This window comes from Kocuria sp. 2SI (genome assembly GCF_005502825.1).
GTDB classification, from domain to species: domain Bacteria; phylum Actinomycetota; class Actinomycetes; order Actinomycetales; family Micrococcaceae; genus Kocuria; species Kocuria palustris.
In genome coordinates this window covers 97901-121571 of sequence record NZ_SCNB01000005.1, presented here as the reverse complement: position 1 = coordinate 121571, position 23671 = coordinate 97901, and the positions used below count along the sequence as shown (strand labels likewise).

Below are 23671 nucleotides of genomic sequence, written 5' to 3'. Positions count from 1 at the left end.
CATGTCGGAACACACCATGGAGGAGAGTCCGCGGTGCCCCCAGCCACGCTCACCGGTTCCCTGACCAGCCTGACGGACGCATCCGAGCCGTCGGCTCTGCAGCCCTTCGGCCAGGAGGTCCGCCCCGGCTCCTATCCGAGCTCGGGATGGACGGACCTCGAGCAGCTGCCCGCGGATCCCTTCGGGCCGGACGCCCAGCTGAGCCTGCAGCAGTGGCTCAGCGACGACGACCTGGCGCCGATACGGCCCACCGAGGCCCAGGCCCGACGCGCCCAGGCCCTGGCGGACGGTCAGCTCGGCGATGTGCTGGCACCGCGCGTCGAGGCGCTTCCAGTGCTCACGACCGAGGCCATCGAGCGCGACCGGCTGCAGCGGCAGTCGCCCGCCCAGACCGTCCCGATCGCCACGACGAGCCGTCGGCGCGCCTCACAGGAGTCCACGGGCCCGGTCTCGCGCCCGGACACCTCGATGCTGCCGGCCGTCGAGCCGACGGATCTCGGCAGCCAGCCGACCACGCAGATGCAGACGGCGGCCTACCCGTCGTCGAGCTCCGCAGCGACGGCACCGCAGCCGCGGCGCTCGCGTCGCGTGCTCGAGTCGATCATGAAGCGCGACGCGGGGATGACCGCCGCCATGCCCATGGTCGAGCGGCTCACGGCCAGCCCGTTCGCGGGCCTGCGCCGGTACGCGAGCTCGGATGACCGAGAGGCCCGGCGCACCCTGAATTTCGCCCTGCGCCTGGCGGAGACGATGTTCCACTACGGCGCCGACGCACTCGACGTCGAGAACGCGGTCGTGGCCGTGTGCGCGACCTACGGCGTGGAGAACATCGAGGTCGACATCACCAACCAGTCGGTCACGATCAACTACGTCGCAGACGTCTCCGGCCTCGATGCCTCCGCGACCCGCGAGGACGTGTTCAACCACGCCGACACCACGAGCCACACCGTCATGCGCGTGGTGCGCTCGTCGTCGGACAACTACTCCGGTCTGGCGGACACCCACCGGCTGGTCACGGAGATCAGCCGGGGGAGGATGTCGCGCGAGGAGGCCCGCGAGCGGCTCCAGGCCATCAACTCCCGGCCCAAGCCCTTCCCCAACTGGGTGGTCTCCCTGGCCACCATGGCTGCGGCATTCGCCATCACCCTGGGCATCGGCGGCGGCCTCACGGGCGCCACGATCTCGATGCTCTCGGCGGGCATGGTGGGCAAGATCGGGGCCGTGATGGGTCGACGCCGCGTGCCGGAGTTCTTCACCATGGTGGTCTCGGCCTTCGTCATCACCGTCATGGCGCTGCTGGGCTCCCAGATCGGCATCGAGATGTCGCCCCCGAAGGTGATCGCGGCCGGTCTGATCATGCTGATGCCCACCACCAGGTTCATGTCGACCATGCACGACGCGATCTCGGGCTTCCCCGTCACGGCCGCAGGGCGCGCGCTGTCCACGGGCATGGCCTTCGCAGGGATCGTCGCGGGGATCTACACGGGCATCGCGGTCATGGGGCTGATGGGCCAGGGAGGGCTGGACATCTCCCAGACGCAGTTCGAGCCGGCGGCGCCCTACTTCAACATCATCTGCATGACGCTGGCAGCCGGGCTGATCGCGATCAGCCTGCAGGCCTCGGCGCGGCACCTGCTGCCCGCCATGGTCGCCGGGCTCGGTGGCCTGCTGGCCTATCACCTGGTGGGGTGGGTCGGACTCGACGCGCGCCTGCAGGTGGTCTTCGGGGCCACGATGACGGGCGTGATCGGCGCCTACATCGCCGGGCGGCACCGCATCCCGTCGCTGGTGCTCGCGGTGCCGGGCATGACGTTCCTGCTGCCCGGGCTGTCGGTCTTCCGCGGCATGTACGCGGTGACGATCGAGGCCGAGACCACGGGCCACGGCGTCGTGTCGCTGGTGACGGCCATGACCACGATCCTGTCGATGGCCGCCGGGCTGGTCCTGGGCCAGCTGCTGATGCGCCCGTTCGTGCTCTCGGAGGATGCCCGGATCGGCATGCGTCGCAACCGCCGCCGCTGACTGACCGACCCCGCCTGCGCAGACGACGACGGCCGCGCACCCTCGCATGAGCAGGTGCGCGGGCGTCGTGCTGTGCGAGGGGAAGGGGATCAGACCTTGCCGACCGGGGTCTTCTTCTCGGCCTGGAAGGCGTCCTCGTCGCGGCCGCGGGCCCAGTAGCCCGACAGCGAGACCTGCGCCCGGTCCAGGCCGTGCTCCTCGAACAGGACGGGTCGGAGGGCCTTCATGGCCTCGCGCTCGCCGTGGGCGAAGACCTGGATGCCGTCCGTCGTGCCGGGCCACTGCGCCGTGCGCGCGGCCTCGACCAGGGCGGGGAAGCCGGCGGGGGCCTCGGCGCGGTGGATCCAGCGCAGGCTCCAGCCCGAGGGCACCTGGATGTCCAGGTGGTGATCGGCGTCCTGGACCTCGAGCAGGATCTCTCCGCGGGCGTCCTCCGGCATGGCCTCGACGTTGGCGAGCACCGCGGGGATCGCGGCCTCGTCGCCGAGCATGAGGCTCCAGGAGGCCTGTGGGTCGGGGATCCACTTGCCGCCGGGACCCACAGCGACGATCGTGTCGCCGGGCTGCGCTCCGGCCGCCCACGGCCCGGCCCAGCCGGAGTCGCCGTGCAGCGCGACGTCGATCCACAGCTGCCCGGCCTCGAGGTCCACGTGGCGCAGCGTCATGTGCCGGGTCGCGGGAAGGTGCTCGCGCGGAAGCGTCTCGCGCAGGCTCCAGTAGTCGGGATGATCTCCCAGGCCCAGCTCGGGATCGAAGAACACGAGCTTGCAGTACTTCTCCGGGGGCTCGATGTCCCGGAAGGAGCTCGGATCGCCGATCGAGGCCACGATGCGCACCATCGACGGGGAGAGCTCCAGGCGCTGCACGACGGTCAGGTCGATCTGCGCCTTCGGCGGCTTTGCGGGAGCGGGCTGGTGCTGGGCGGGGTCGTCACTCATGAGGCTCACCTTACCGACCAGTCGATCGGAGCCGCCCCCTGCTCCTCGAGCAGACGGTTGACCTGGGAGAACGGCCGCGAGCCGAAGAAGCCACGGGAGGCGGACAGGGGAGAGGGGTGCGTGGACTCCACGGTCGGGGCTGGGGCGAGCCAGGGGGCGCACTGGCGTGCGGGGCGTCCCCACAGCAGGCCCACGAGCGGGCCGCCGCGGGCCGCCAGGGCCCGGACCGCGCATTCGGTGACGGCCTCCCACCCCTTGCCGTGGTGGGAGGCAGGCACTCCGTCGCGCACCGTGAGGCACCTGTTGAGCAGCATGACGCCCTGGCGGCTCCATGCGCTGAGGTCCCCGTTCTCGGCCGGGGCGATCCCCAGGTCGTCGTGCAGCTCGCGGTAGATGTTCTGCAGGGACCGCGGCAGGGGGCGGACGTCCGGGCGCACCGAGAACGACAGCCCCATGGCGTGGCCCGGGGTGGGGTACGGGTCCTGGCCCAGGATCAGCACGCGGACCTCGGCCATCGGCTCCTGGAAGGCCCGCAGGATCTCCGGGCCCGGCGGGAAGGTGCGCTGGCCCTGCGCATGCTCCTGGCGCAGGAAGTCGCCCATCCCGTGGATCGCGTCCTCCACGGGGCGCAGGGCCTCGGCCCAGTCCTCGGCCATGATCTCGGCGAGGTCGGGGCGGTCTGCGGAATCGGTGCTGGTCATGCGGACCACTCTAGGGACCGCCGCCCACGACGCCGGGGGCGCCCCGCTGCGCTGTCGTGGCCGCGTTCTACAGTGGCGGCATGAGCGAGTCGAGCATGCCCACCGATAAGCGTCCCGTCGCCCTCGTCACCGGTGCCACCGGCGGCATCGGCCGGGCGGTCGTCGAGTCCCTGGCGGTCGATCACCGGGTCCTGGCCGTGGGCCGCGATGAGCACGCCCTGGCGCAGCTGCCGGAGGGGGCCGAGCCCGTGCGCGCCGAGCTCACGGACTTCCAGGCCCTGCCCGAGCTCGTGGACGGGCTCGAGCGGCTGGATGTCCTGGTCCACTGCGCCGCCCTGGGCCACCGGCTCTCGGTCGAGCACTCCCGCCCCCAGGACTGGCAGGCGCAGCTGGAGCTCAACGTCATGGTCCCCGCCGAGCTGACCCGGCTGGCCCTGCCCGCGCTGCGCCGCGCGCAGGGAACCGTGGTGCTCGTGAACTCCGGCGCCGGCTTCACCGCCAGCGGCGGCAATGCGGTCTATGCGGCCTCCAAGTTCGCGCTGAGGGCGCTGGCGGACTCGCTGCGCCAGGAGCTCGAACCGGACCTCGTGCGGGTGGCCTCGGTGCACCCCGGACCCACGGACACCGAGATGCTGCGGGGGATCCACGATTCGATCGGGAAGCAGCACCGCCCGGAGGAGTACATCCTCCCCGAGTCGGTGGGCCGGGCCGTGCGTGCGGTCGTAGATGCCTCCCCGGATGTGCAGCTCACCTCGGTCTCGGTGCGCCCGCGCCAGGAGCAGTGCTGATGGGCGCGCAGGCGGGGGAGCTGGACGAGCAGCAGCGGGCGATCCTCGACCTGGAGAAGCGGCGCTTCAAGTACCAGGGGGCCAAGGAGCGGGCCATCGGCGCGCAGCTCGGGATGCCCGTGACGGAGTACTACCAGCGGCTCAATGCGCTGCTGGACACGGAGGCCGCCTGGGCCGCCGAGCCCGTCCTGGTGCGGCAGCTGCGCGAGCTGAGGGACTCGTGAGCGCGGTCCCGGCGGCTCGTCGCGGCGCATGAACGGGCTCCCCGATGGAAGGATGGCGCGCATGAGCGAACAGCCCCCGTGGTCCGATCCCGACCTGCATCCCCGCGACGTCTTCGACGACGTCCCGGAGGACGGCCCTCGGCAGGGCGCGCACCGGCCCCGGGAGGCCGCAGCCCCCAAGACCCCCGGGAGCCTGAAGGCCATGGTCATCGTGGGCTCCCTCGGCCTGCTGCTGGGCGCCGGCGCCTACGTCTTCTCCACCGTGAACCAGGACCGCGGCTCGAGCGCCGTCCAGGGCTCCGAGGACCAGGTCGCCGAGGATCCGAGCGGGTCGGCCGGCGCGGAGGACGGGGCGAGCGCCTCCGCCGCTCCCGAGGACGCCGAGCAGGTGGGCATCTTCAACGCCACCGACCTCGACGGCGTGGCCGGCGCTGCCAGCGAGGACCTCACGGCGCTGGACTGGGAGGTCATCGCCACCGGCAACTGGGGCTTGCCCGTGGACGAGAGCGTGGTCTACTACGCGAGCGACGGCGTCACCGGGGACACCGAGGAGCAGGCCCGGCTCGTGGCCGATGCCCTGGGGATCGAGCAGGTCCAGGCCGACGACGCCATCGCCTATCCGCTGGTGGCAGTGATCGGAGACGACCTCGGCGAGGAGCTGGTGGGCGCAGGCCAGGAGCAGTCCTCCGCGCAGGGCGCCGCCGAGCTCCCGCAGGAAGGCGCCGGCGCCCAGGCAATGGCGGCCGATCCGACGGAGGCCCTCCGATGAGCGCGGCGGGGAACTCGCGCGCTGTCGAGCCGCTGGCCGTCGAGGGCCGGCGCGTGCGCCTGCGCGACTGGCGCGCCGATGACCTCCCCGTCTACGAGCGGTGGATCATGCCCCCGCCCGGCGGCGGCGAGCACGAGTGGCAGCGCACGGACGGGCCCTTCTACCCCAACTTCACCGCAGAAACGGCCCAGCGCTGGCTCGGGAAGCTGACGGAGCGGGTGCGCCAGGGCGACTGGCCCGCAGTGCGCGACACCGCGGTGATCGCCGAGCAGGGCACCGACCGGTTCCTGGGGCAGGTCTCCTGGTATCACGCGGAGGCCCCCACGGAGGATCCGGGTACGGGCACGCATCTGCTGCCGCTGCACTCGATCGGCGTGGCGATCTACCCGCCGGAGTACTGGTCCGGCGGGTACGGCTCGGAGGCCCTGCGCCTGTGGGTCGACCTGCTGTTCCGGACCAGCGGCGCCGACCGCGTCGACCTGGAGACCTGGAGCGGCAATCGCGGCATGTGCCGGGTGGCCCGGAAGCTCGGCTTCACCGAGGAGGCGCGGATCCGCAGGGCTCGTAAGGTGGCGGGGGAGCACTACGACCGGATGATCTACGGCATTCTGCGCGAGGAGTGGGAGCAGGTGCCGTGGCACGGGGCGTCCGCCCTCGGTGAACCCTGAGCCGAACGCGCTCAGGGGTTTGCACTCGCAGGGGCCGAGTGCCAATAATGGACTTGGCACTCAGTCGAGCAGACTGCCAGCCGGCCCCGCTGCGGTCGGCGCAGCCGCTCGACCACGAAGTGGAAGCCACCGCCTCTCTGAGGGGCAGGCTCGGCGGGCAGATCCCGCAGGAGCCGGCGCCCCGTCCGTCGCGGGCAGCGGGTCGGTGGGAGTCAGACTGAACGTCCAGGAGGGACGAACACATGGCAAAGCTCATCGCATTCGACGAGGAGGCCCGCCGCGGTCTCGAGCGCGGCCTCAACACCCTGGCTGACGCCGTCAAGGTCACGCTCGGCCCGCGCGGCCGCAACGTCGTCCTGGAGAAGTCCTGGGGCGCTCCCACGATCACCAACGACGGCGTGTCCATCGCCAAGGAGATCGAGCTCGAGGACCCCTACGAGAAGATCGGCGCCGAGCTCGTCAAGGAGGTCGCCAAGAAGACCGATGACGTCGCCGGCGACGGCACCACCACCGCCACCGTGCTCGCTCAGGCGCTCGTGCGCGAGGGCCTGCGCAACGTGGCCGCCGGTGCTGACCCGCTCTCGCTCAAGCGCGGCATCGAGAAGGCCGTCGAGGCCGTCACCGCCGAGCTGCTCAGCTCCGCCAAGGAGATCGAGACCGAGGAGCAGATCGCGGCCACCGCGTCCATCTCGGCCGCGGATCCGGAGATCGGCCGCCTCATCGCCCAGGCCATGGAGAAGGTCGGCAAGGAGGGCGTGATCACGGTCGAGGAGTCCAACACCTTCGGGCTGGACCTCGAGCTGACCGAGGGCATGCGCTTCGACAAGGGCTACCTCTCCGGCTACTTCGTCACGGACGCCGACCGCCAGGAGGCCGTCCTCGAGGATCCCTACATCCTCATCGTCAACTCGAAGATCTCGGCCGTGAAGGATCTCGTCCCGGTCCTGGAGAAGGTCATCCAGTCGGGCAAGCCGCTGATGATCATCGCCGAGGACGTCGAGGGCGAGGCGCTGGCCATGCTGGTGCTGAACAAGATGCGCGGCTCCGTGAAGTCCGTGGCCGTCAAGGCTCCCGGCTTCGGCGACCGCCGCAAGGCCCAGCTGGCGGACATCGCCATCCTGACCGGCGGCCAGGTCATCACCGAGGAGGTCGGCCTCTCGCTCGAGACCGCCACCCTGGACCTGCTGGGCACCGCCCGCAAGGTCGTCGTGACCAAGGACGAGACCACCATCGTCGACGGCGCCGGCTCCGCCGAGGAGATCGAGGGCCGCGTGGCCCAGATCCGCGCCGAGATCGAGAACTCGGACTCGGACTACGACCGCGAGAAGCTGCAGGAGCGCCTGGCCAAGCTGGCCGGCGGCGTCGCCGTGCTGAAGGCCGGCGCGGCCACCGAGGTCGAGCTCAAGGAGCGCAAGCACCGCATCGAGGACGCTGTGCGCAACGCCAAGGCTGCTGTGGAGGAGGGCATCGTCGCCGGCGGCGGCGTCGCCATGATCCAGGCCGGCGAGACCGCCTTCGGCCAGCTGCAGCTCAGCGGCGACGAGGCCACCGGCGCGAACATCGTGAAGGTCGCCATCGACGCTCCGCTCAAGCAGATCGCCTTCAACGCCGGGCTCGAGCCGGGCGTCGTGGCGGCCAAGGTGCGCGGCCTCGAGAAGGGCTGGGGCCTCAACGCGGCCACCGGCGAGTACGAGGACCTCATGGCCGCGGGCATCAACGACCCGGTCAAGGTCACCCGCTCCGCCCTGCAGAACGCCGGCTCGATCGCCGGGCTGTTCCTGACCACCGAGGCCGTCGTCGCCGACAAGCCGGAGCCGGCCGCGGCCGCCGGCGGCGGCGAGGACCCGATGGGCGGCATGGGCGGCATGATGTGATGACGCCTCGGCGTCATCGCTGAGGCCAGCCCAGCGAGTCCGACGGGCCCCGTCTCCCACCTCGGGAGGCGGGGCCCGTCGTCATGTCCGGGGGGGTGGACCCGACGAGTGTCTGCGCTGCCGGCCGGTGCCGCAGGCGTCCCAGGGCCCGGTGCGACCGGCCTGCCGACGGGAGCCTGTCGAGACAGCCCGAGCCGCGGCGCCGGGCTGGGCTGTGCTGTCGGTGGGACGTGCCACAGTGTTCGGCATGACGATCATCGCTGCCGCCGACGGCTCCGCCCTGGGCAATCCCGGCCCGGCCGGCTGGGCCTGGTACATCGACGACTCCAACTGGCGCAGCGGGGGCTGGCCGCATGGCACGAACAACATGGGCGAGCTCCAGGCCGTGCTGGACCTGCTCGAGTCCACGCAGGAGCTCGGCGAGCCCCTGCGGGTGCTGTGCGACAGCCAGTACGTCATCAACTCGATCACCAAGTGGATGAAGGGCTGGAAGAAGAAGGACTGGAAGAAGAGCGACGGCAAGCCGGTGCTCAACGTCGAGCTCATGAAGGCGCTGGACGCCGCCATGCAGGGCCGGGACGTGACCTTCGAATGGGTCAAGGGCCACGCGGGCCACGAGCTGAACGAGGCCGCCGACACCCGAGCCAACGCCGCCGCCAAGGCCTTTCAGGCCGGCCGCGCGCCGGAGGAGGGGCCGGGGCTGGCGCTGGGCTCGGACGCGGCCGCGCCCTCAGCTGCTGCGGCGCCGGCAGGCCATGCGGCTCCTGCCGAGCCCGCGGCCGCCACAGGCGCCGCAGCGGGGGACCAGGCCGGTCCCGCAGGCAGCGGCGCAGCCGATCCCCGTGCGGAGGCAGAGGAGCAGGTGGGGGACCCGGATCCCGATCTGCTCTCGAGCCTGGAGGATCAGTCGGAGGACCTGGCCGCCGCTCCGAGCCCCGCGCAGGAGGTCTTCGGCCTGGAGCGCGGACGCATCCGCGAGGGCCTGTCGGCCGCGACCCTCCACCCGGAGGCGGTGCTCATCGACTCGGACGGGCGCCCCGGCAATCCCGCGAGCCTCTCCCGGGGCGACGACTCCGCCGACCTGCATCTGGTGGACCTGCTGGCCCTGAGCGGGCGCGCTGTGCAGACCACGATCCATGTCCTGGGCTCCACGGGCTCGGCGGTGCACACCGCGCTGTGGACGCGCGAGGACTCCCGCAGCGAACTGGGACAATGGCTGCTGCGCCACCTCCAGGTGACGCTCGAGTCCTGAACAGCCCCGCGGCGCACCTGCCGGCGGCGGGGTCCCTGCCCTTCCCCGTCTCAGGAGCCCCGTCCGCATGAGCTCACCGTCCGCCCAGGCCTCGCCCTCGCCGCTGCAGCGCCAGTCCGTGCTGTGGAGCCTGCGCTCGCCGCGAGCCCTGCGCACCGAGCTGCTGGCGGGACTCGTCGTGGGCCTGGCGCTGATGCCGGAGGCGATCGCCTTCTCCGTGATCGCCGGGGTCGATCCGCGGGTGGGGCTCTTCGCCTCCTTCACCATGGCGGTGACCATCTCGATCGTCGGCGGCCGACCCGCCATGATCTCGGCGGCCACCGGTGCCGTCGCCCTGGTCGTCGCGCCCCTGGTGGCCTCCCACGGGGTCGAGCACCTGATCGCATGCGTGATCCTCGCCGGGATCCTGCAGGTGCTCCTGGCGCTGGTCGGACTGCCCAAGCTCATGCGCTTCGTGCCGCGGCAGGTCATGGTGGGCTTCGTCAACGGGCTGGCGATCATCGTCTTCACGTCCCAGCTCCCCGAGCTGCTCGGCGTGCCGTGGATGGTCTACCCGCTCGTGGCCCTGGGCCTGCTGATCACCTTCGGTCTGCCGCGGCTGAGCCGGGCGGTGCCGTCCCCGCTCGCGGCGGTCGTCGTGGTGACCCTCCTGGCGGTGCTGGCCTCGATCGCCGTGCCGACCGTGGGGGGCAAGGGCGAGCTGCCGCGCGAGCTGCCGGCACTGGGACTGCCGGAGGTCCCCTGGACGTTCGAGACGCTGCAGGTGATCTTCCCGTACGCCCTGTCCATGGCGGTCGTGGGGCTGCTCGAGTCGCTGCTGACCGCCAAGCTGGTGGACGACATCACCGACACCCCGTCCTCCAAGACCCGCGAGACCTGGGGGCAGGGCGCTGCGAACATCGTGACGGGGCTCTTCGGCGGGATGGGGGGCTGCGCGGTGATCGGGCAGACCATGATGAACGTCAACGCCTCGGGCGCCCGCACGCGGATCTCCACGGCCTCGGCGGGCATCTTCCTGCTGGTGCTCGTGATCGCACTGGGAGACGTCGTGGCCGTGATCCCCATGGCCGCACTCGCCGCGGTGATGATCTACGTGGCGCTGACCTCGTTCGACTGGCACAGCATCCACCCGCGTACCCTTCGCACGCTGCCGCGCAGCGAGGTCGCGGTCATGGTCATCACGACCGTGGTCATCGTGGTCTCGCACAATCTGGCGATCGGCGTTGGCGCCGGAGTGCTGGCTGCCATGGTCCTGTTCAGCCGCCGCGTGGCCCACACCGTGCGCGTCCACCGCTTCCCGGGCCGGGTGGGCGAGGACCTCGTCACGACGGTCCCCAGCGAGGACATGGTCACCTACGTGGTGGACGGCGAGCTGTTCTTCGCCTCCTCGAACGACCTCTACACGCAGTTCGACTACGCCCGGGACCCGCAGCACGTGCGCATCGATCTGAGCCGGACGCACATCTGGGATGCCTCCACGGTCGCCGCGCTGGATTCGATCCGGGAGAAGTACGACCGCCACGGCGTGCAGGTGGAGATCGTGGGCCTGGATCGGCTCAGCTCCGGGCTGCACGACCGGCTGACCCGCCGTCCCCGCGGCTGAGCTGACGCCCCCGCGACCGAGCCGTCGTCTCTCTGCCCGGCCGGCGGCCCCGAGGACCTCTCGGGCCATGCTCGCCCTCGGAAGCGGCCTGCGCCGGTCGCTCTGCGAGCCGTGGACGGCCCCTCAGCTGTGCGAGGAGCCGCCGCTGCGGTCGTCGCGCGGTGCCCCGGGATCTGGGCCGGACAGATCCGGAAGCTCGCCGGTCTCGTCGATGATGCTGGGATCGTCGTCGTCGATCTCGGGGATCGGAGGCAGGCCGTCGTCGCCGAACGGGGCGTCGTCTCGGGTCTCGCGTCCAGCAGTGCCTGCTTCGGCATCTGCGGCGCGGGCGGGCTGAGCCTGCTCGGCCGGCGACGCCCCCGCAGCCGTCGAGGCGCGAGCGGAATCTCCCGCCTCGAAGCCGTCGGCATCGGACGCGCCGGCACCGGTGGCCTCGGCTGCCGAACCGGGCTCGACCGGGGAGTCTCCGGCCGAGGGCACTGTCGTCTCGCCGCGGCGGGCGGCACGGCGCATCCGACGACCGCTTGAGGCGGAAGCGGGACCGGATTCCTCGGCGGCTTGACGCTGCCGTTCGAGCTGCTCCTCGGTGGGTGCGCTGCGCCGCCTGGAGGGGGTCCACGCACCGCGCGAGAACCAGGTCCCCGACTCCCCGCGGGAGGCCCTGGGAGCCTCAGCGCCGCTGGAGCGCAGGGCCTGGTCCGCAGGGTCGTCGGCGTCGGCCGCGCGCTCGATCGCGGCCTCGGCGGACTCCCCGCCGGGCAGGGTGACCACGAATGTCGCGCCGCCGCCGGGGGTCTCCTCGAGGGTGACCACTCCGCCGTGCTGGCCCACCACCGAGGCCACGATCGACAGGCCCAGCCCGGTGCCGCCGGTCTCGCGGGCGCGGGAGGTGTCCGCGCGGTAGAAGCGCTCGAAGATCCGGGTGCGGTCGGGGCCCTTGATGCCGGGACCGTGGTCGCGGATCTTCAGCTGCGCCAGCCAGGTCGGCGCGGACTCGTCATCCGGGACGGCGGGCTGCTGCTCCTGCGGCACAGCGTCGAAGGAGGGGTTCTCCACGATGATCTCGAGATCGCTGCCCTGCGGCGTGTAGCGCACGGCGTTGGTCATCAGGTTGACCACGACCTGGCGCAGACGGGCGTCATCGCCGCGGGTCCACACCGGCGCGGCGGCGCTGTCGTCCGGGCCGAGCACCGTGATGCGGCGATCGGGCCAGGCCGCCGCGAAGTCGGCGGCGGCATCGTGGGCCAGGACCAGCAGGTCGACGTCGGTGATCTCGAGGGCTCGGCCGTTGTCCACCCGGGCCAGCGAGAGGAGGTCCTCGACCAGCTGGGTCATGCGCGTGGCCTCGGATTCGATGCGCCCCATGGCCTGAGAGACCTTCTCGTCATCGTCCAGGGCGCCGTGGCGGTAGAGCTCGGAGTATCCGCGGATCGACACGAGGGGAGTGCGCAGCTCGTGGGAGGCATCGGCTACGAACTGGCGCAGCCGGTTCTCGGAGTGGGTCCGGGCGTCGAAGGCGTCCTCGATCTGCCCGAGCATGCGGTTCAGCGACATCGACAGCTGGCCGACCTCGGTCGCGGAGCTGTAGCCGGAGATGCGCTGGGACAGGTCGCCGGCGGCGATCGCGGCAGCGGTGGCCTCGACCCGCTTCAGCGGTGTGAACGCCCGCGTGATGAGGATCCAGCCGACCGTCAGGGCCACCAGGAGGGTGGCCACCCCGAAGCTCAGGGTCAGCAGCGTCACCGCCGAGATCATGCCGTTGGCCCAGCCCAGCGGCTCGGCCGTCACGACGGTGTAGTCCGAATCGGCCTGGGGGGCTGCCACCACGCGCCAGGAGCCGTCCTCGCCGTCGGCGGAGCGCACCGTCATCCCGGACTGCTCCGTCTGCAGGACGAGCTCGCGGGTGAAGCTGGAGAGGTCCGGCTCGCCCGGGTCGACCGGGCCGGGGGCGGTGGAGCCCACCTGGGCGACGATCTCGCCGTCGGAGTCGAGCAGGTAGCCCCGCTTGGACACGTTGACGGTGGGCGATCCGATCATGTCCGACATCAGCGCGGTCGACACGGTGCTCAGCGACTCGCGCAGCTCGTTGTCGATCGAGTTGACGAGCGAGTCGCGCACCACGGAGATCGACACGAAGCTCGTCAGCAGGATCGACGGCATCAGCAGCAGGCCGGTGAGGACCATCAGCTGGGTCCGCAGCGACGACGAGCGCCACCGCGCTGTGAGCTTCTCCACGGTTCAGACCTCCGTCGACGGCACGCGGACGACGGTCATCTTGTCAGGACGACGGGCGGCGCCGCCGGAGGCGGACACCGCCCGGTGAGGGCTGCAGATGGGCTCAGCCGTTCTTGTGGGCCGTGCGCAGCAGGTATCCGACGCCGCGCTTGGTGTGGATCAGCGGGGGAAGATCCGGATCGTTGTCGATCTTGCGGCGCAGGTAGGAGATGTAGGACTCGACGATCGAGGCGTCTCCGTTGAAGTCGTACTCCCACACGTGATCCAGGATCTGGGCCTTGGACAGCACGCGGTTGGGATTGAGCATCAGATAGCGCAGCAGCTTGAACTCGGTGGGCGACAGATCGATCTCGCGCTCGCCGCGGAAGACCTCGTGGGCGTCGTCGTCGAGGACCAGGTCGTCCACGCGCAGGCGCGAGTCGTCCTCCTCGGCCGGGGCCGAGCGGCGCAGGACGGCGCGGATGCGGGCCACGACCTCGTCCAGGCTGAACGGCTTGGTGACGTAGTCGTCGCCGCCGACGGTCAGGCCCTGGACCTTGTCCTCGGTGTCGTCCTTGGCGGTCAGGAAGACGATGGGGAAGGTGCGGCCCTCGGCGCGCAGCTTCCGCGTGACGGCGAAGCCGTCCAGATCCGGGAGCATGACGTCCAGGACGGCCAGATCGGGGCTCTCCTCCTGGGCGCGGGTGATGGCATCGCGGCCATTGGCGGCGGTGACGACCTCGAAGCCCGCGAACTTCAACGAGGTGGCGAGGAGTTCGAGGATGTTGGGCTCGTCGTCGACGACCAGGAGCTTTGCTTCAGGGTTGCTGTTGTTCACGCGACCCAGTGTCTCGGAGTCTCCTGGACGTCCTCTGGATGCTTTGAGGACGTTTCATGGAAGTCGTGGGCCGTGGGGCAGGGCTCAGCCCAGCTGCCCGCCGCTGCGCTCGAGGTAGCAGGAGGCGCACAGGGACTCGTAGGCCACCTCACCGTCGATCGCGACCTGCTCTCCGTCCAGCACCATGCCGCCGTCCGAGGTGCGGGCGTTGAACATCGCCTTGCGGCCGCAGCGGCAGATGGTCTTGAGCTCCTCGAGCGTGTGCGCGATCTCCATCAGCCTCCCCGAACCGGGGAAGGAGCGGGTGCGGAAGTCGCCGCGGATCCCGTAGGCCAGCACCGGCACGGAATCGAGCACGGCGATGCGCAGCAGGTCGTCCACCTGCCGCGGGCTCAGGAACTGGGCCTCGTCCACGAGCAGGCACGCCACGGGCGGGAGCTCGACGGTTGCCAGCAGGGCCTCCGGGTCGCGGCCCGCGGCGGCCTGGCGGAAGCGGGCGCGGACGTCGTCGTGGGGTCCGAGCAGGAGGTCGACGGAGCGGGCGAGGCCCAGCCTGGAGGTGATGGTGGACTCGCCCTTCGTGTCCACGGAGGGTTTGGCCAGCAGCACGCGCTGGTCGCGCTCCTCGTAGTTGAACGCCGCCTGCAGCAGTGCGGTGGACTTGCCGGAGTTCATGGCCCCGTAGCGGAAGTACAGCTTGGCCATCTCAGCTCCGGTGCAGCAGGGTCAGGCTCGTGCTCACGACGTCAGCTGCGGGCACGGCGGATCGCGTTGCGCACCAGCAGCAGGAACAGCAGGACGACCGACAGCGGGAAGGCGACCAGCGCGTAGCGGGTGAACCAGGGCCAGATCTCGCCGCCGCCCACGATCCACTTGGTGATCAGCATGGCGGCCATGGCCGCCCCGGAGCTCACCGCCAGCACGACCGTGGCCCAGGCCAGCGCATCCATGCCTCCGGGCTGCCTGTCGGCGGCGGAGGATGCGGTGCCGGAACGGGCAGGGGGAATCGAAGGGGAGGACTCGGCGGGCATGGACCCAGGGTACAGCCGAGCCCGACAGGGGCGCCGAGGCACCGGCTGGAGTACGATGGGACGTTCTGCCGGTCCCCGAGCAGAGCGCGCCCGCCGGGGCTTGAGCCGCCTGCTCGAGCAGCGGGCCGCCGCAGGGACCGCGCAGGCGGCGTGCCCTGTCCGGAAGGGATCTCCGCGGCCGAGCACGCACCCGGAACACCCCGCGAGGCCGCTGCCTCGCCACGAGAAGCAGAGGATGTGCACAGTGCCCACCGGCAAGGTGAAGTGGTTCAACCAGGAGAAGGGCTTCGGATTCCTGGCCGACGACAACGGCGGCGAGGTCTTCCTCCACGTCTCGGCGCTGCCCGAGGGCATGGACACCGTCGCGCCCGGGACCCGCATGGAGTTCGGCGTGGCCGAAGGCCGTCGCGGAGCCCAGGCCCTGCAGGCCACCGTGCTGGGCAGGACCCCGTCCGTGGCCCGGAACAATCGCATGCCGGCCGAGCAGATGGCCGAGATCAGCCAGGACCTGGTGACGCTGCTGGACGGGATCTCGGAGGGGCTGCAGCACGGCCGCTACCCGGATCGCGCCCACGGGCAGAAGATCGCCAAGATCCTGCGCACAGTCGCGGATAATCTGGACGCCTGAGACCTCCTGCGGCGGGCCGCTCGCGCCTGGCGCCTGCCCGCCGCAGGAGGCAGCACACGGAACACGACGACTAGGGGCATCGGTGACCGATCAGTCCACCACCACTCACGACCAGGGCCCCGAGCGCAGCCCGGACGTCCAGCTCGCCGCGCGCCGCGATCTCGCCCTGGCTGCTCTGCGCGCGATCGTGCCGGCCGATGAGATCGGCGAGGGCCACCGTGCGCGCGCCGACGGCGAGCTGCTGGTCACGCACCTCTTCCCGGCCACGGCCCGGGGCAGCCGCGGCTGGGAGTGGTACGTCACGCTGACCCGTGTGCCCGGCTCCGAGGAGGCCACGGTCTGCGAATCCGGCATGCTGCCCGGTGAGGACGCCCTCCTGGCCCCGGCCTGGGTCCCCTGGTCAGAGCGCGTGCTCGACAGCGACCACGACGAGGATCGAGAGGGCGAGCCTGGGGCCGAGGCCGACGGCACCGAGGAGCCCGACGAGGCCGAGGAGTCCGACGGGTCGGAGGAGTCCGACACCGATGACGGCTCCGACCAGGAGGAGCCCGAGGACTCGGAGTCCGAGGACCAGGAGCGCCCCGACCCGCAGGAGCGGGACCCCGATCGCGACGCGGCCCAGGCCGACTCTCGTGATCGCGGGCAGGACGGCTCGGAGCAGAGCCCGGGGATCGATCCCGCTCCGTGAGCGAGGCACCTGCGACCGGCGCGTTCCGGTCCCTGCGCGTGCCCAACTACCGCCGCTGGTACGCGGGCTCCCTGCTGTCGAACACCGGCACGTGGATGCAGCGCACGGCGCAGTCCTGGCTCGTGTTCGACGAGCTGACCGACCATGACGCGAGAGCCATGGGGCTGGTGCTCGCCCTGCAGTTCCTGCCGCAGCTGCTGATCTCGCCGTGGGCCGGGCTGCACGCCGACCGCGCGGACAGCCGCCGGGTCCTGCTGGTCACGCAGACGCTGATGGGCGTCCTGGCGCTGGGCCTGGGAGCGCTGGTGCTCTCCGGCGCGGTCACGCTGAGCTGGGTGATGGCCTTCGCCCTGGCCCTGGGCGTCACCACGACCTTCAGCGCCCCGGTGCGCCAGACCTTCGTGGCCAGCCTGGTCGGGGACCGCGACCTGTCCAATGCGGTGGCGCTGAACTCGACGGCCTTCAACGCGGCCCGTCTGCTCGGTCCGGCCGCCGCCGGGGTGCTCATCGCGCAGGTGGGCACGGGATGGGTCTTCCTGCTCAACAGCCTGACCTTCGCCGCCATGATCACCGCCATCCTTCGCCTGGATCAGGATCGGCTGCATCCACGGGAGCGCACGCCCAAGGGCCCCGGCCAGATCCGGGAGGGCTTCCGCTACGTCCGGCAGCGCCCGGATCTGCTGGCCGTGCTGCTCACCGTCTTCCTGCTGGGCACGCTCGGGCTGAACTACGCGATCTTCCTGGCGGCCATGATCGGCACGGTCTTCGGGCTCGGGTCCCAGGCGTTCGGCCTCCTGAACTCCGTGCTCGCGGTGGGGACCCTGCTGGGGGCTCTGCTGGCGGCGCGCCGTCCCCGCGCCAGGCTGAGGACGCTTTATGCCGGTGCGGCGATATTCGCGCTGAGCTCGCTGCTGGCCGCGCTGGCACCCACGCCGCTGCTGTTCGGCCTGTGCCTGATCCCGCTGGGCATGGCGTCGCTGACCATGACGACGACGGCCAACGCCTATGTCCAGACCATGACGGAGCCGCGCTTCCGCGGGCGGGTCATGAGCCTGTACACGGCGATCCTCATGGGCGGCACCCCGATCGGAGCGCCGCTGATCGGGTGGGTCATCGACACGGCCGGCCCGCGTTGGGGGCTGGGCGCCGCCGTCCTGGCAGGGGCTGCCGGGGCCTGCGTGGGCCTGCTCCACCGGCGGCGCCTGCGCGCCGAGCCGGGCGGCTGATCAGGGACTCAGAGCTGTTCGATCAGCGCGTCCAGGCAGGCCAGCAGCTTCTGGACGTCCGAGGGCTCGACCGCGGTGAAGGTGGCGATCCGCAGCTGGTTGCGGCCCAGCTTCCGGTACGGCTCCACATCCACGACGCCGTGGGCGCGCAGCGCCGAGCTGAGCACCGAGGCGTCGATGCTGTCGTCGAAGTCCACGGTCACGACTACGGGGGAGCGGTCCTCGACGGCTGCGGCGAAGGGCGCGGCATGGGGGTGCGCCTCGGCCCAGTCGTAGATCAGCCCGGAGCTGCGCGCCGTGCGCTCGGCGGCCCAGTCCATGCCGCCCTGGTCGTTGAGCCAGCGCACCTGCTCGTCGAGCATCACGAGCGTGGCAAGGGCCGGGGTGTTGTACGTCTGGTCCTTGCGCGAGTTCTCCAGGGCCGCCCCCAGGGACAGGAAGGCCGGTATCCAGCGCTCGGAGGCGGCCACGGACTCGATCCGCTCGATCGCCGCCGGCGAGAACGCGCCGAACCACAGCCCGCCGTCCGAGGCGAAGTTCTTCTGCGGCGAGAAGTAGTAGACGTCCGTCTCGGAGAGATCCACGGCCATGCCCCCGGCGGCCGAGGTGGCATCGACCACGACCAGCGGATCCGCCGCGCTGCGTGCCGGGGCCAGGCCCTCGGGGCGCACGACGGGGGCGGCCACGCCCGTGGAGGTCTCGTTCTGCGGCCAGGCGTAGACGTCGATCCCGTCTTCGAGCTGCACGGAGGTGCGCGTGCCGGGCTCCGCACGGCGGATCGACGACGGCTGCAGGAACGGGGCGCCGTCGGTGACCTCGGCGAACTTGGCGCCGAACTCCCCGAAGGCCGCGTGCTGTGCGCGCTCGCGCACCAGGCCCAGGGCCGCGGCATCCCAGAAGGCGGAGGCTCCGCCCATGCCCAGCAGGATCTCGTAGCCGTCAGGGACACGGAGGAACTCGCCCAGGCCCTCGCGCAGGCCGCCCACCAGGCCGCGCACCGGGGCCTGCCGGTGGGATGTGCCCATGAGCTGACGATGGGCTCGGGCGACCGCTCCCATCTGCTCCTCGCGGACCTTGGAGGGTCCGGCGCCGAAGCGCCCATCGACGGGCAGCAGGCTGTCGGGGATCGTGAGGCGGTCGGTCACGGGCGGTGCTCCTGGGACGAGGGATCGGGCGGAGGACCGGCAGGACCCTCCGTCCGGCCATTGTGCCGCACGGAGCCGATGCGCTGTCGGGGGATCTGCGTAGACTCCTGCGATGAACCGGCATGCGCCGCCCAGCCGCGGCCACGTCCCCAGATGTCTGCTCGCCCCCTGCTCAGGAGCTGTCACATGACCGAACTGATCGACACCACGGAGATGTACCTGCGCACGGTCCTCGAGCTCGAGGAGGAGGGGATCCCTCCCATGCGCGCCCGTATCGTGGAGCGCCTCGATCACTCCGGGCCCACCGTCTCCCAGACCGTCTCCCGCATGGAGCGCGACGGCCTGCTGACCGTGCAGCCGGATCGCCGGCTGGCCCTCACGGAGGCGGGGCGGGAGACCGCGGTCAAGGTCATGCGCAAGCACCGCCTGGCCGAGCGCCTGCTCGCCGACGTCATCGGCCTGGACCTCTCGGTCGTCCACGACGAGGCCTGCCGCTGGGAGCACGTCATGAGCGAGGCTGTGGAGGAGCGACTCGTGGATCTGCTGCACAACCCGCAGATCTCGCCCTACGGCATGCCGATCCCGGGCCTGGCGGGCCTGGGCGCGGCCTCGGAGGAGGCCGCTCACCAGGCTCTGCTGCAACCGCTGCAGTCCCTTCCCGGCACCGACCAGATCCTCTCGGAGGCCGCCCCGAGCGAGCTCGGCGGGCGCTTCGTGCTCAGGGGCATCCCGGAGGTCGTGCAGACGCATCCGGAGGTGCTGAGCCTCCTGGGTCGCTGCGGGCTGCTGGCCGGTGGACCGTTCGCGGCGCGCAAGGAGGACAGCGGTGAGGTCGTCGTGCGGGCTCTGGAGCCTGCCGAGGGCGTGGAGGCGGAGGACATCCGCATCCCGGAGGCCTCCGCCCACTCCATCGTGGTGGGGCAGGGCTGAGCCGCCCGCTGCTGAAGCGCTTCTGACGGCACCGCCGGCGACACGATCGCCGGCGGTGCCGTCGTCTGCGCGGGTCGGTTGCGCACCCGCGGCTCCACAGGCGCAGCCCCCAGCGGATCATGTCGCGGCAGAGGAGCGGTCCCCGCTGCTCAGCGCTCTCGGGGGTCTCAATGCGGCGAAGGGCAGCAGGCGCGCGGCGGCACGTGGCATAGCGTGCGCGGGCATCGCCGTCGTCGATGCCCGCCGCCGCGGCGGCCGCCGCACGCTTCCCGTGAGAGGTTCCGCCATGAACGCCATCCCCCTCCGATCCGCCGATCCCGTCCGGGAGACATGGGCCTTCGACGCCCGTGACATCGCAGGCCTGCGATCCGCTCCCGCTCTGCGACCCCTGGCAGGTCAGATCGAGCCCATGCTCTCGGCCCGGGCCATGTGCCCTTCAGGCGGAGCCGCGAGCCGGGTCCTCAGCGGTGGCCGCCGCACGGTTCGGGCTCCCGCGCCGCTGGCGGGTGCTGCGGGGCTCGGGCTCGTGGGGGCGGCGCTTCTGGGAGCAGCCCCGGCGCAGGCCGCTGCGATCGAGTTCCCCGCCTGGGTCACGGTCACCGGGACCGTCCCCGACGACGCCGGGCTGGATCGCGCGGCCGCCGAGGCCAACGACTGGACCTTCTCCTGGTCCACGGACGCCGACGGCGTGGTGAGCTTCGCCTACGCCGACGGCAGCCGCTCCACCTCGCTGGACCCCACGGCCCGCCATGCGGCCCAGCCCACGGCAGCCGACACCGCCGTCGGTGATCAGCTGGGCGTCCAGAGCCTCCAGGACACTCTGTGGGAGTCGGACCCCGCCCAGCCGGCGGCGGATCCCGGGCTCGACGACCTGGCCTCAGCGGCCACGGCCCCGTTCGAGCGCAGTCCGGGCGCCGAGACGCTCTCGGCAGGACCTCAGGCAGCCCTTGCGGCCCCTGCCGCTCCTGCTCATGCGCCGACGACCGAGCAGGCCACGACCAGCGCCGCGGACACAGGCGGCGGGGTCTCGGACGAGGAGATCCTGGCCACTGCTCGGCTCGGGCTCGGCGGGCAGTACGTCTGGGGCGGCACCGATTTCAAGGCCTGGGACTGCTCCGCGTTCGTGCAGTGGGTCTACGCGCAGCACGGCCTCGAGCTGCCGCGGGTCACGTGGGAGCAGTTCGCCGCCGCCGAGCCCACGGCGGACCCCCGCCCGGGCGACCTCGTCTCGCAGAACGGAGGATCGCACGTGGGGATCTACCTGGGCGGTGATCGGATGATCTCCGCGCTGAACCCCCAGCAGGGCACGATCGAGCACTCGGTGCACGACATGGCCCTGGACGGCTTCTACACCGTGCGCTGAGGCCACCGGCCGCGACGGCCCACCGCCTCGGCGCGGATAGGCTGGAGCCATGGCACAGGACCCTCGAGGACAGCAGCGACCCCCGGCGGACTACAGCGCGGCCGCGCGCACCGGCAGCGACCAGGAGTACACCTACCTGGCCGTGGGCATGGTGGCCGGAGCGGTCCCCGGAGTCATCGCGGGGCTGCTGGTGTCGCTGGCGATCGGGCACGCGGCCATGTGGGTCTCGGTCATCGGCGGCGTGGGCATCATCATCGGGCTCGTGACGGCCAGCATCCTGTGGCGCCGGCGCCGGACCCGTCTGCAGGCCGAGCAGGCAGGGCAGGCCCAGGGGCAGCAGCCTCCCAGGAGCTGAGCGCCGTCCCGTCGCGCAGTGTCGCCGAGCGGTTGTTCACCGCGGACCGGCGCTGAAGAACCGCGGATCCCGGCGGCGCAGCAGCGGGATGACCTGGCGGCGCACCAGCGGGGCCAGAGACGGCTCGGCCTCGGCGACCGCCTCCGGTCGCAGGTCCAGCGGACGCAGCTCCTCGATCTCCGCCTGCGGACGGGGCTGCTGCGCCTGCTCGTCCAGATCGACCGTGAAGACGGTCGAGGAGACCCAGGTGTCCGCCTCGTTGGCCGCCGGCGAGTGGAAGCGGCCCAGCAGCTGCAGGTCCTCCGCGCTGATCACGGCCCCGACCTCCTCGGCGACCTCGCGCTCAGCGGCCTGCTCGGCCGTCTCACCGGGCTCGAGCTTGCCGCCGACCAGCATGAACTTCTGCGTGCCGCGCTTGCGGACGGTCAGCAGACGACCCTCGCGCAGGAAGCACACGCCCACGATCGTGAGCACGTCCAGGCCCTCCGGCACCTGGATCTCCCGCAGGGACTCCAGGCGCAGGTCGTCGATCTCGACGGCGAGGTTCTCCGCCGCCTGCTTGGCCCACAGCTGCTGCCCCTTGGGCGTGCGGTAGAGCTCGGCCGCGGAGAGCTGCTCCAGGATCTGCAGCCGCCCCCGCACGAAGTCCGGCCGCGGCACCGAGGCGTACTCCTCGGACACCCTGCGGACGTAGTCGGCGTACACGGCCGGGGCGCCGCCCAGCACCGCCAGATCGGCATCGCACAGCAGCTGCCCCGCGTCGTCGTCGGGCCGGGGACGGTGGGAGGCGGTGAGGCGGACCAGGCGGGCGACTTCGGCGACCTCCGAGGCCTGGAAGCCGGCCTCCGGCAGCAGGCGCTCGGCCAGCTCGGCGGAGGCCTCCTCATCGGCGCCGGGGCGGCCGTCGTAGACGGCGTCGTGGAACCAGGCGGCCAGCACGACGGACCGCGGCGGGGCATCGTCGGTGAGCAGATCCAGCGCCCTCAGCATGGCCAGCAGGTGGGTGCGGTCGTGGTAGCGGCGGTGGGGCTCGCCCCAGCGCTCGAGCAGCTCGGCGCGCAGGCCGCGCAGCTCGGGGCCGATCCCGATGCCGCTGTCCCAGCGCGAGCGCAGCGCGTACTCGGCACGCTCGCTGCGACGCGCAGCCGGGATCCTCAGCCCGGACTGCACCAGGCGCCGGGCCAGCTCCTTGCCGTCGACCTCGATCGCGCCTTCGGCCACGGCCTTGTCGTAGTGGGCCACTGCGACGTCGTAGTGATCGCCGTCGAAGGCCCGGGGGCTCACGCCGATCCGCCGAGCCATCTCGTGCAGCTCGTCCAGGGAGCTGTCGGAGACCAGGTGCGAGAAGACGGTGCCATGGGCAGGCCAGCGCGCGGGATCGATGTAGACAGCCATGCGCGTCAATCTATCGCCCGCACCGACCCCGCCCGGCACTCGCGCTGCCGCCCGCTGTTCGGAGCGGCAGGCTGCGGGCCCTATGATGGTCGCCGTCGCCCCCGTAGCTCAGGGGATAGAGCACGGCTCTCCTAAAGCCGGTGTCGCGCGTTCGAATCGCGCCGGGGGCACCCCTTCTTCCTTCTTCCTTCTTCCGCGCTTGCACGCGGTCCTGTACCGGGCCGCCGGCTCAGGCCTGCTGGTCCTGGCGCCCGCGCTGCGCCATCTCGCCGGCGATCCGACGCACCGAGCGCAGCATGGCCCACACCAGCAGTGCGACCATGCCCAGCAGCAGCGCCCCGCGCAGGTTCATCAGCAGCGAGGCCATGCCCACCAGGGTCTCGTCCTGCGGATCGGCCACGGCGCGGTCCAGGACCGAGCTGCCGAGCAGGTAGACGATCGCGAACAGCGCCACCACGCCCAGGCCGGCCCAGCGGAACAGCGCCGCGCCCCTGGACTGCAGGAGCACGAAGGCCGCCCAGCCCACGGTCATGCCCAGCGGGGCGATCAGCGCCGTGGAGCGGTGGATGGAGCGGTAGGCCTCGGCGGCGCCGTCGTCCATGGCGTCCGTGAAGCTCCGGAACCACTCGGCGTCGAATCCCAGCAGGCGCAGCTCGGGGACGCCGTGGCCGCCGGCCATGGCCGAGGCGAAGCCCGGCAGGATCACCAGGTTCACGTAGAGCAGGAACAGCGCTGCGACCGCCATGAGCACGCCCACCAGCATCATGGGGCTCGACGGCGAGCTCTCCGGCTCCGGGCGCAGCTGCTCGCGACGCTGAGCCGCGGCTGTGGTCGTCGAGGCCCCGGTGCTCCGGGCCGCCGGGCGCGATCGGGCGGCAGTGGTGCGGCCGGTCGGTGCCTGCGCAGCGCTGTCGCCGTGCTTCTTGATCTTCTGCGCCCGCGAGAGTCCCATGCCTGCAGGCTATCGGCCCTGCGGCACCGGATCACGACGCCCGCTGTGCTGTCCGGCGGCTCTTCTA

At 71.8% G+C, this 23671-nt stretch carries 23 protein-coding genes and 1 tRNA gene; 15 read left to right on the top strand and 9 right to left on the bottom strand.

Annotated features, from left to right (window positions below; genetic code table 11):
• Positions 1 to 33 precede the first annotated feature (33 nt).
• The gene (locus FFS25_RS04595) at positions 34 to 2022 is read left to right on the top strand and encodes a threonine/serine exporter family protein (RefSeq protein WP_249933774.1); all 1989 of its coding nucleotides are present in this window, start codon (positions 34 to 36) and stop codon (positions 2020 to 2022) included.
• An 89-nt stretch (positions 2023 to 2111) separates the two neighbouring features.
• On the opposite strand, the gene FFS25_RS04590 is transcribed toward FFS25_RS04595, so the two are convergent.
• Entirely contained in the window at positions 2112 to 2960 is an 849-nt protein-coding gene (locus tag FFS25_RS04590; protein ID WP_058871512.1) for a siderophore-interacting protein, read from the bottom strand.
• 5 nt (positions 2961 to 2965) lie between these two features.
• Complete coding sequence (locus tag FFS25_RS04585) at positions 2966 to 3661, bottom strand: uracil-DNA glycosylase (protein WP_137802085.1); 696 nt, start codon at positions 3659 to 3661, stop codon at positions 2966 to 2968.
• A gap of 80 nt (positions 3662 to 3741) precedes the next feature.
• Here FFS25_RS04585 and FFS25_RS04580 point away from each other — a divergent pair, with 80 nt between their 5' ends.
• The 7 genes from FFS25_RS04580 (at position 3742) to FFS25_RS04550 (ending at position 10839) form a co-directional block, all read left to right on the top strand.
• The gene (locus tag FFS25_RS04580; protein ID WP_249933773.1) at positions 3742 to 4449 is read left to right on the top strand and encodes an SDR family oxidoreductase; all 708 of its coding nucleotides are present in this window, start codon (positions 3742 to 3744) and stop codon (positions 4447 to 4449) included.
• The gene (locus FFS25_RS04575; protein WP_058871445.1) at positions 4449 to 4673 is read left to right on the top strand and encodes a DUF3263 domain-containing protein; all 225 of its coding nucleotides are present in this window, start codon (positions 4449 to 4451) and stop codon (positions 4671 to 4673) included. Before FFS25_RS04580 ends, FFS25_RS04575 begins: the two co-directional genes overlap by 1 nt.
• Positions 4674 to 4734: 61 nt before the next feature.
• Positions 4735 to 5442, top strand: coding sequence for a LytR C-terminal domain-containing protein (locus FFS25_RS04570; protein WP_171004098.1), 708 nt, complete (start codon positions 4735 to 4737; stop codon positions 5440 to 5442).
• Positions 5439 to 6110, top strand: coding sequence for a GNAT family N-acetyltransferase (locus FFS25_RS04565; protein ID WP_058871443.1), 672 nt, complete (start codon positions 5439 to 5441; stop codon positions 6108 to 6110). Before FFS25_RS04570 ends, FFS25_RS04565 begins: the two co-directional genes overlap by 4 nt.
• A gap of 242 nt (positions 6111 to 6352) precedes the next feature.
• Positions 6353 to 7984, top strand: coding sequence for a chaperonin GroEL (gene groL / locus FFS25_RS04560; protein WP_058871442.1), 1632 nt, complete (start codon positions 6353 to 6355; stop codon positions 7982 to 7984).
• A 247-nt stretch (positions 7985 to 8231) separates the two neighbouring features.
• Positions 8232 to 9236: a ribonuclease HI gene (locus FFS25_RS04555; protein WP_137802083.1), complete on the top strand. Its 1005-nt coding sequence runs from the start codon at positions 8232 to 8234 to the stop codon at positions 9234 to 9236.
• A gap of 67 nt (positions 9237 to 9303) precedes the next feature.
• The gene (locus FFS25_RS04550; protein WP_137802082.1) at positions 9304 to 10839 is read left to right on the top strand and encodes a SulP family inorganic anion transporter; all 1536 of its coding nucleotides are present in this window, start codon (positions 9304 to 9306) and stop codon (positions 10837 to 10839) included.
• A 123-nt stretch (positions 10840 to 10962) separates the two neighbouring features.
• Here the strand turns inward: FFS25_RS04550 and FFS25_RS04545 are convergent, their stop codons facing one another.
• The 4 genes from FFS25_RS04545 to FFS25_RS04530 form a co-directional block, all read right to left on the bottom strand.
• The gene (locus tag FFS25_RS04545; RefSeq protein ID WP_349654411.1) at positions 10963 to 13074 is read right to left on the bottom strand and encodes an ATP-binding protein; all 2112 of its coding nucleotides are present in this window, start codon (positions 13072 to 13074) and stop codon (positions 10963 to 10965) included.
• 103 nt (positions 13075 to 13177) lie between these two features.
• Positions 13178 to 13891: a response regulator transcription factor gene (locus FFS25_RS04540; RefSeq protein WP_006215577.1), complete on the bottom strand. Its 714-nt coding sequence runs from the start codon at positions 13889 to 13891 to the stop codon at positions 13178 to 13180.
• Between the two features lie 84 nt (positions 13892 to 13975).
• Positions 13976 to 14596 (bottom strand): thymidine kinase, encoded by a 621-nt coding sequence (locus FFS25_RS04535; protein ID WP_058871440.1) that lies wholly within the window; start codon positions 14594 to 14596, stop codon positions 13976 to 13978.
• A 41-nt stretch (positions 14597 to 14637) separates the two neighbouring features.
• A complete protein-coding gene (locus FFS25_RS04530; RefSeq protein ID WP_137802081.1) occupies positions 14638 to 14922 on the bottom strand; it encodes a hypothetical protein in 285 nt (94 codons plus the stop codon).
• A gap of 244 nt (positions 14923 to 15166) precedes the next feature.
• On the opposite strand from FFS25_RS04530, the gene FFS25_RS04525 reads away from it, so the two are divergent.
• The 3 genes from FFS25_RS04525 (at position 15167) to FFS25_RS04515 (ending at position 17464) form a co-directional block, all read left to right on the top strand.
• Positions 15167 to 15550, top strand: coding sequence for a cold-shock protein (locus tag FFS25_RS04525; RefSeq protein ID WP_053446928.1), 384 nt, complete (start codon positions 15167 to 15169; stop codon positions 15548 to 15550).
• 82 nt (positions 15551 to 15632) lie between these two features.
• A complete protein-coding gene (locus tag FFS25_RS13710; protein WP_249933772.1) occupies positions 15633 to 16238 on the top strand; it encodes a DUF3027 domain-containing protein in 606 nt (201 codons plus the stop codon).
• Complete coding sequence (locus tag FFS25_RS04515) at positions 16235 to 17464, top strand: MFS transporter (RefSeq protein WP_137802080.1); 1230 nt, start codon at positions 16235 to 16237, stop codon at positions 17462 to 17464. The genes FFS25_RS13710 and FFS25_RS04515 overlap by 4 nt, the downstream gene beginning before the upstream one ends.
• Before the next feature lie 8 nt (positions 17465 to 17472).
• Here the strand turns inward: FFS25_RS04515 and serC are convergent, their stop codons facing one another.
• Positions 17473 to 18609: a phosphoserine transaminase gene (serC, locus tag FFS25_RS04510; protein WP_137802079.1), complete on the bottom strand. Its 1137-nt coding sequence runs from the start codon at positions 18607 to 18609 to the stop codon at positions 17473 to 17475.
• 186 nt (positions 18610 to 18795) lie between these two features.
• Here serC and FFS25_RS04505 point away from each other — a divergent pair, with 186 nt between their 5' ends.
• The 3 genes from FFS25_RS04505 (at position 18796) to FFS25_RS04495 (ending at position 21257) form a co-directional block, all read left to right on the top strand.
• Positions 18796 to 19539, top strand: coding sequence for a metal-dependent transcriptional regulator (locus FFS25_RS04505; protein ID WP_058871437.1), 744 nt, complete (start codon positions 18796 to 18798; stop codon positions 19537 to 19539).
• A gap of 286 nt (positions 19540 to 19825) precedes the next feature.
• On the top strand, positions 19826 to 20902 hold the full coding sequence (locus FFS25_RS13545; RefSeq protein ID WP_249933771.1) for a C40 family peptidase: 1077 nt from the start codon (positions 19826 to 19828) through the stop codon (positions 20900 to 20902).
• A 49-nt stretch (positions 20903 to 20951) separates the two neighbouring features.
• Positions 20952 to 21257, top strand: coding sequence for a hypothetical protein (locus FFS25_RS04495; RefSeq protein WP_006215568.1), 306 nt, complete (start codon positions 20952 to 20954; stop codon positions 21255 to 21257).
• A 36-nt stretch (positions 21258 to 21293) separates the two neighbouring features.
• Here the strand turns inward: FFS25_RS04495 and FFS25_RS14000 are convergent, their stop codons facing one another.
• Entirely contained in the window at positions 21294 to 22652 is a 1359-nt protein-coding gene (locus tag FFS25_RS14000; protein WP_137802078.1) for a DUF4031 domain-containing protein, read from the bottom strand.
• A gap of 97 nt (positions 22653 to 22749) precedes the next feature.
• Between FFS25_RS14000 and FFS25_RS04485 the strand changes: the two genes are divergently transcribed.
• A tRNA-Arg gene (locus FFS25_RS04485) sits at positions 22750 to 22822 on the top strand.
• 59 nt (positions 22823 to 22881) lie between these two features.
• On the opposite strand, the gene FFS25_RS04480 is transcribed toward FFS25_RS04485, so the two are convergent.
• Positions 22882 to 23604: a hypothetical protein gene (locus FFS25_RS04480; RefSeq protein ID WP_137802077.1), complete on the bottom strand. Its 723-nt coding sequence runs from the start codon at positions 23602 to 23604 to the stop codon at positions 22882 to 22884.
• Positions 23605 to 23671 lie beyond the last annotated feature (67 nt).

Bases quoted from the DNA above. Each gene is read 5' to 3' on its own strand.
- FFS25_RS04590 (WP_058871512.1), bottom strand. From the start codon at position 2,960: ATGAGTGACGACCCCGCCCAGCACCAGCCCGCTCCCGCAAAGCCGCCG.
- FFS25_RS04585 (WP_137802085.1), bottom strand. From the start codon at position 3,661: ATGACCAGCACCGATTCCGCAGACCGCCCCGACCTCGCCGAGATCATG.
- FFS25_RS04580 (WP_249933773.1), top strand. From the start codon at position 3,742: ATGAGCGAGTCGAGCATGCCCACCGATAAGCGTCCCGTCGCCCTCGTC.
- FFS25_RS04575 (WP_058871445.1), top strand. From the start codon at position 4,449: ATGGGCGCGCAGGCGGGGGAGCTGGACGAGCAGCAGCGGGCGATCCTC.
- FFS25_RS04570 (WP_171004098.1), top strand. From the start codon at position 4,735: ATGAGCGAACAGCCCCCGTGGTCCGATCCCGACCTGCATCCCCGCGAC.
- FFS25_RS04565 (WP_058871443.1), top strand. From the start codon at position 5,439: ATGAGCGCGGCGGGGAACTCGCGCGCTGTCGAGCCGCTGGCCGTCGAG.
- groL (WP_058871442.1), top strand. From the start codon at position 6,353: ATGGCAAAGCTCATCGCATTCGACGAGGAGGCCCGCCGCGGTCTCGAG.
- FFS25_RS04555 (WP_137802083.1), top strand. From the start codon at position 8,232: ATGACGATCATCGCTGCCGCCGACGGCTCCGCCCTGGGCAATCCCGGC.
- FFS25_RS04550 (WP_137802082.1), top strand. From the start codon at position 9,304: ATGAGCTCACCGTCCGCCCAGGCCTCGCCCTCGCCGCTGCAGCGCCAG.
- FFS25_RS04535 (WP_058871440.1), bottom strand. From the start codon at position 14,596: ATGGCCAAGCTGTACTTCCGCTACGGGGCCATGAACTCCGGCAAGTCC.
- FFS25_RS04530 (WP_137802081.1), bottom strand. From the start codon at position 14,922: ATGCCCGCCGAGTCCTCCCCTTCGATTCCCCCTGCCCGTTCCGGCACC.
- FFS25_RS04505 (WP_058871437.1), top strand. From the start codon at position 18,796: ATGACCGAACTGATCGACACCACGGAGATGTACCTGCGCACGGTCCTC.
- FFS25_RS13545 (WP_249933771.1), top strand. From the start codon at position 19,826: ATGAACGCCATCCCCCTCCGATCCGCCGATCCCGTCCGGGAGACATGG.
- FFS25_RS04495 (WP_006215568.1), top strand. From the start codon at position 20,952: ATGGCACAGGACCCTCGAGGACAGCAGCGACCCCCGGCGGACTACAGC.
- FFS25_RS14000 (WP_137802078.1), bottom strand. From the start codon at position 22,652: ATGGCTGTCTACATCGATCCCGCGCGCTGGCCTGCCCATGGCACCGTC.
- FFS25_RS04480 (WP_137802077.1), bottom strand. From the start codon at position 23,604: ATGGGACTCTCGCGGGCGCAGAAGATCAAGAAGCACGGCGACAGCGCT.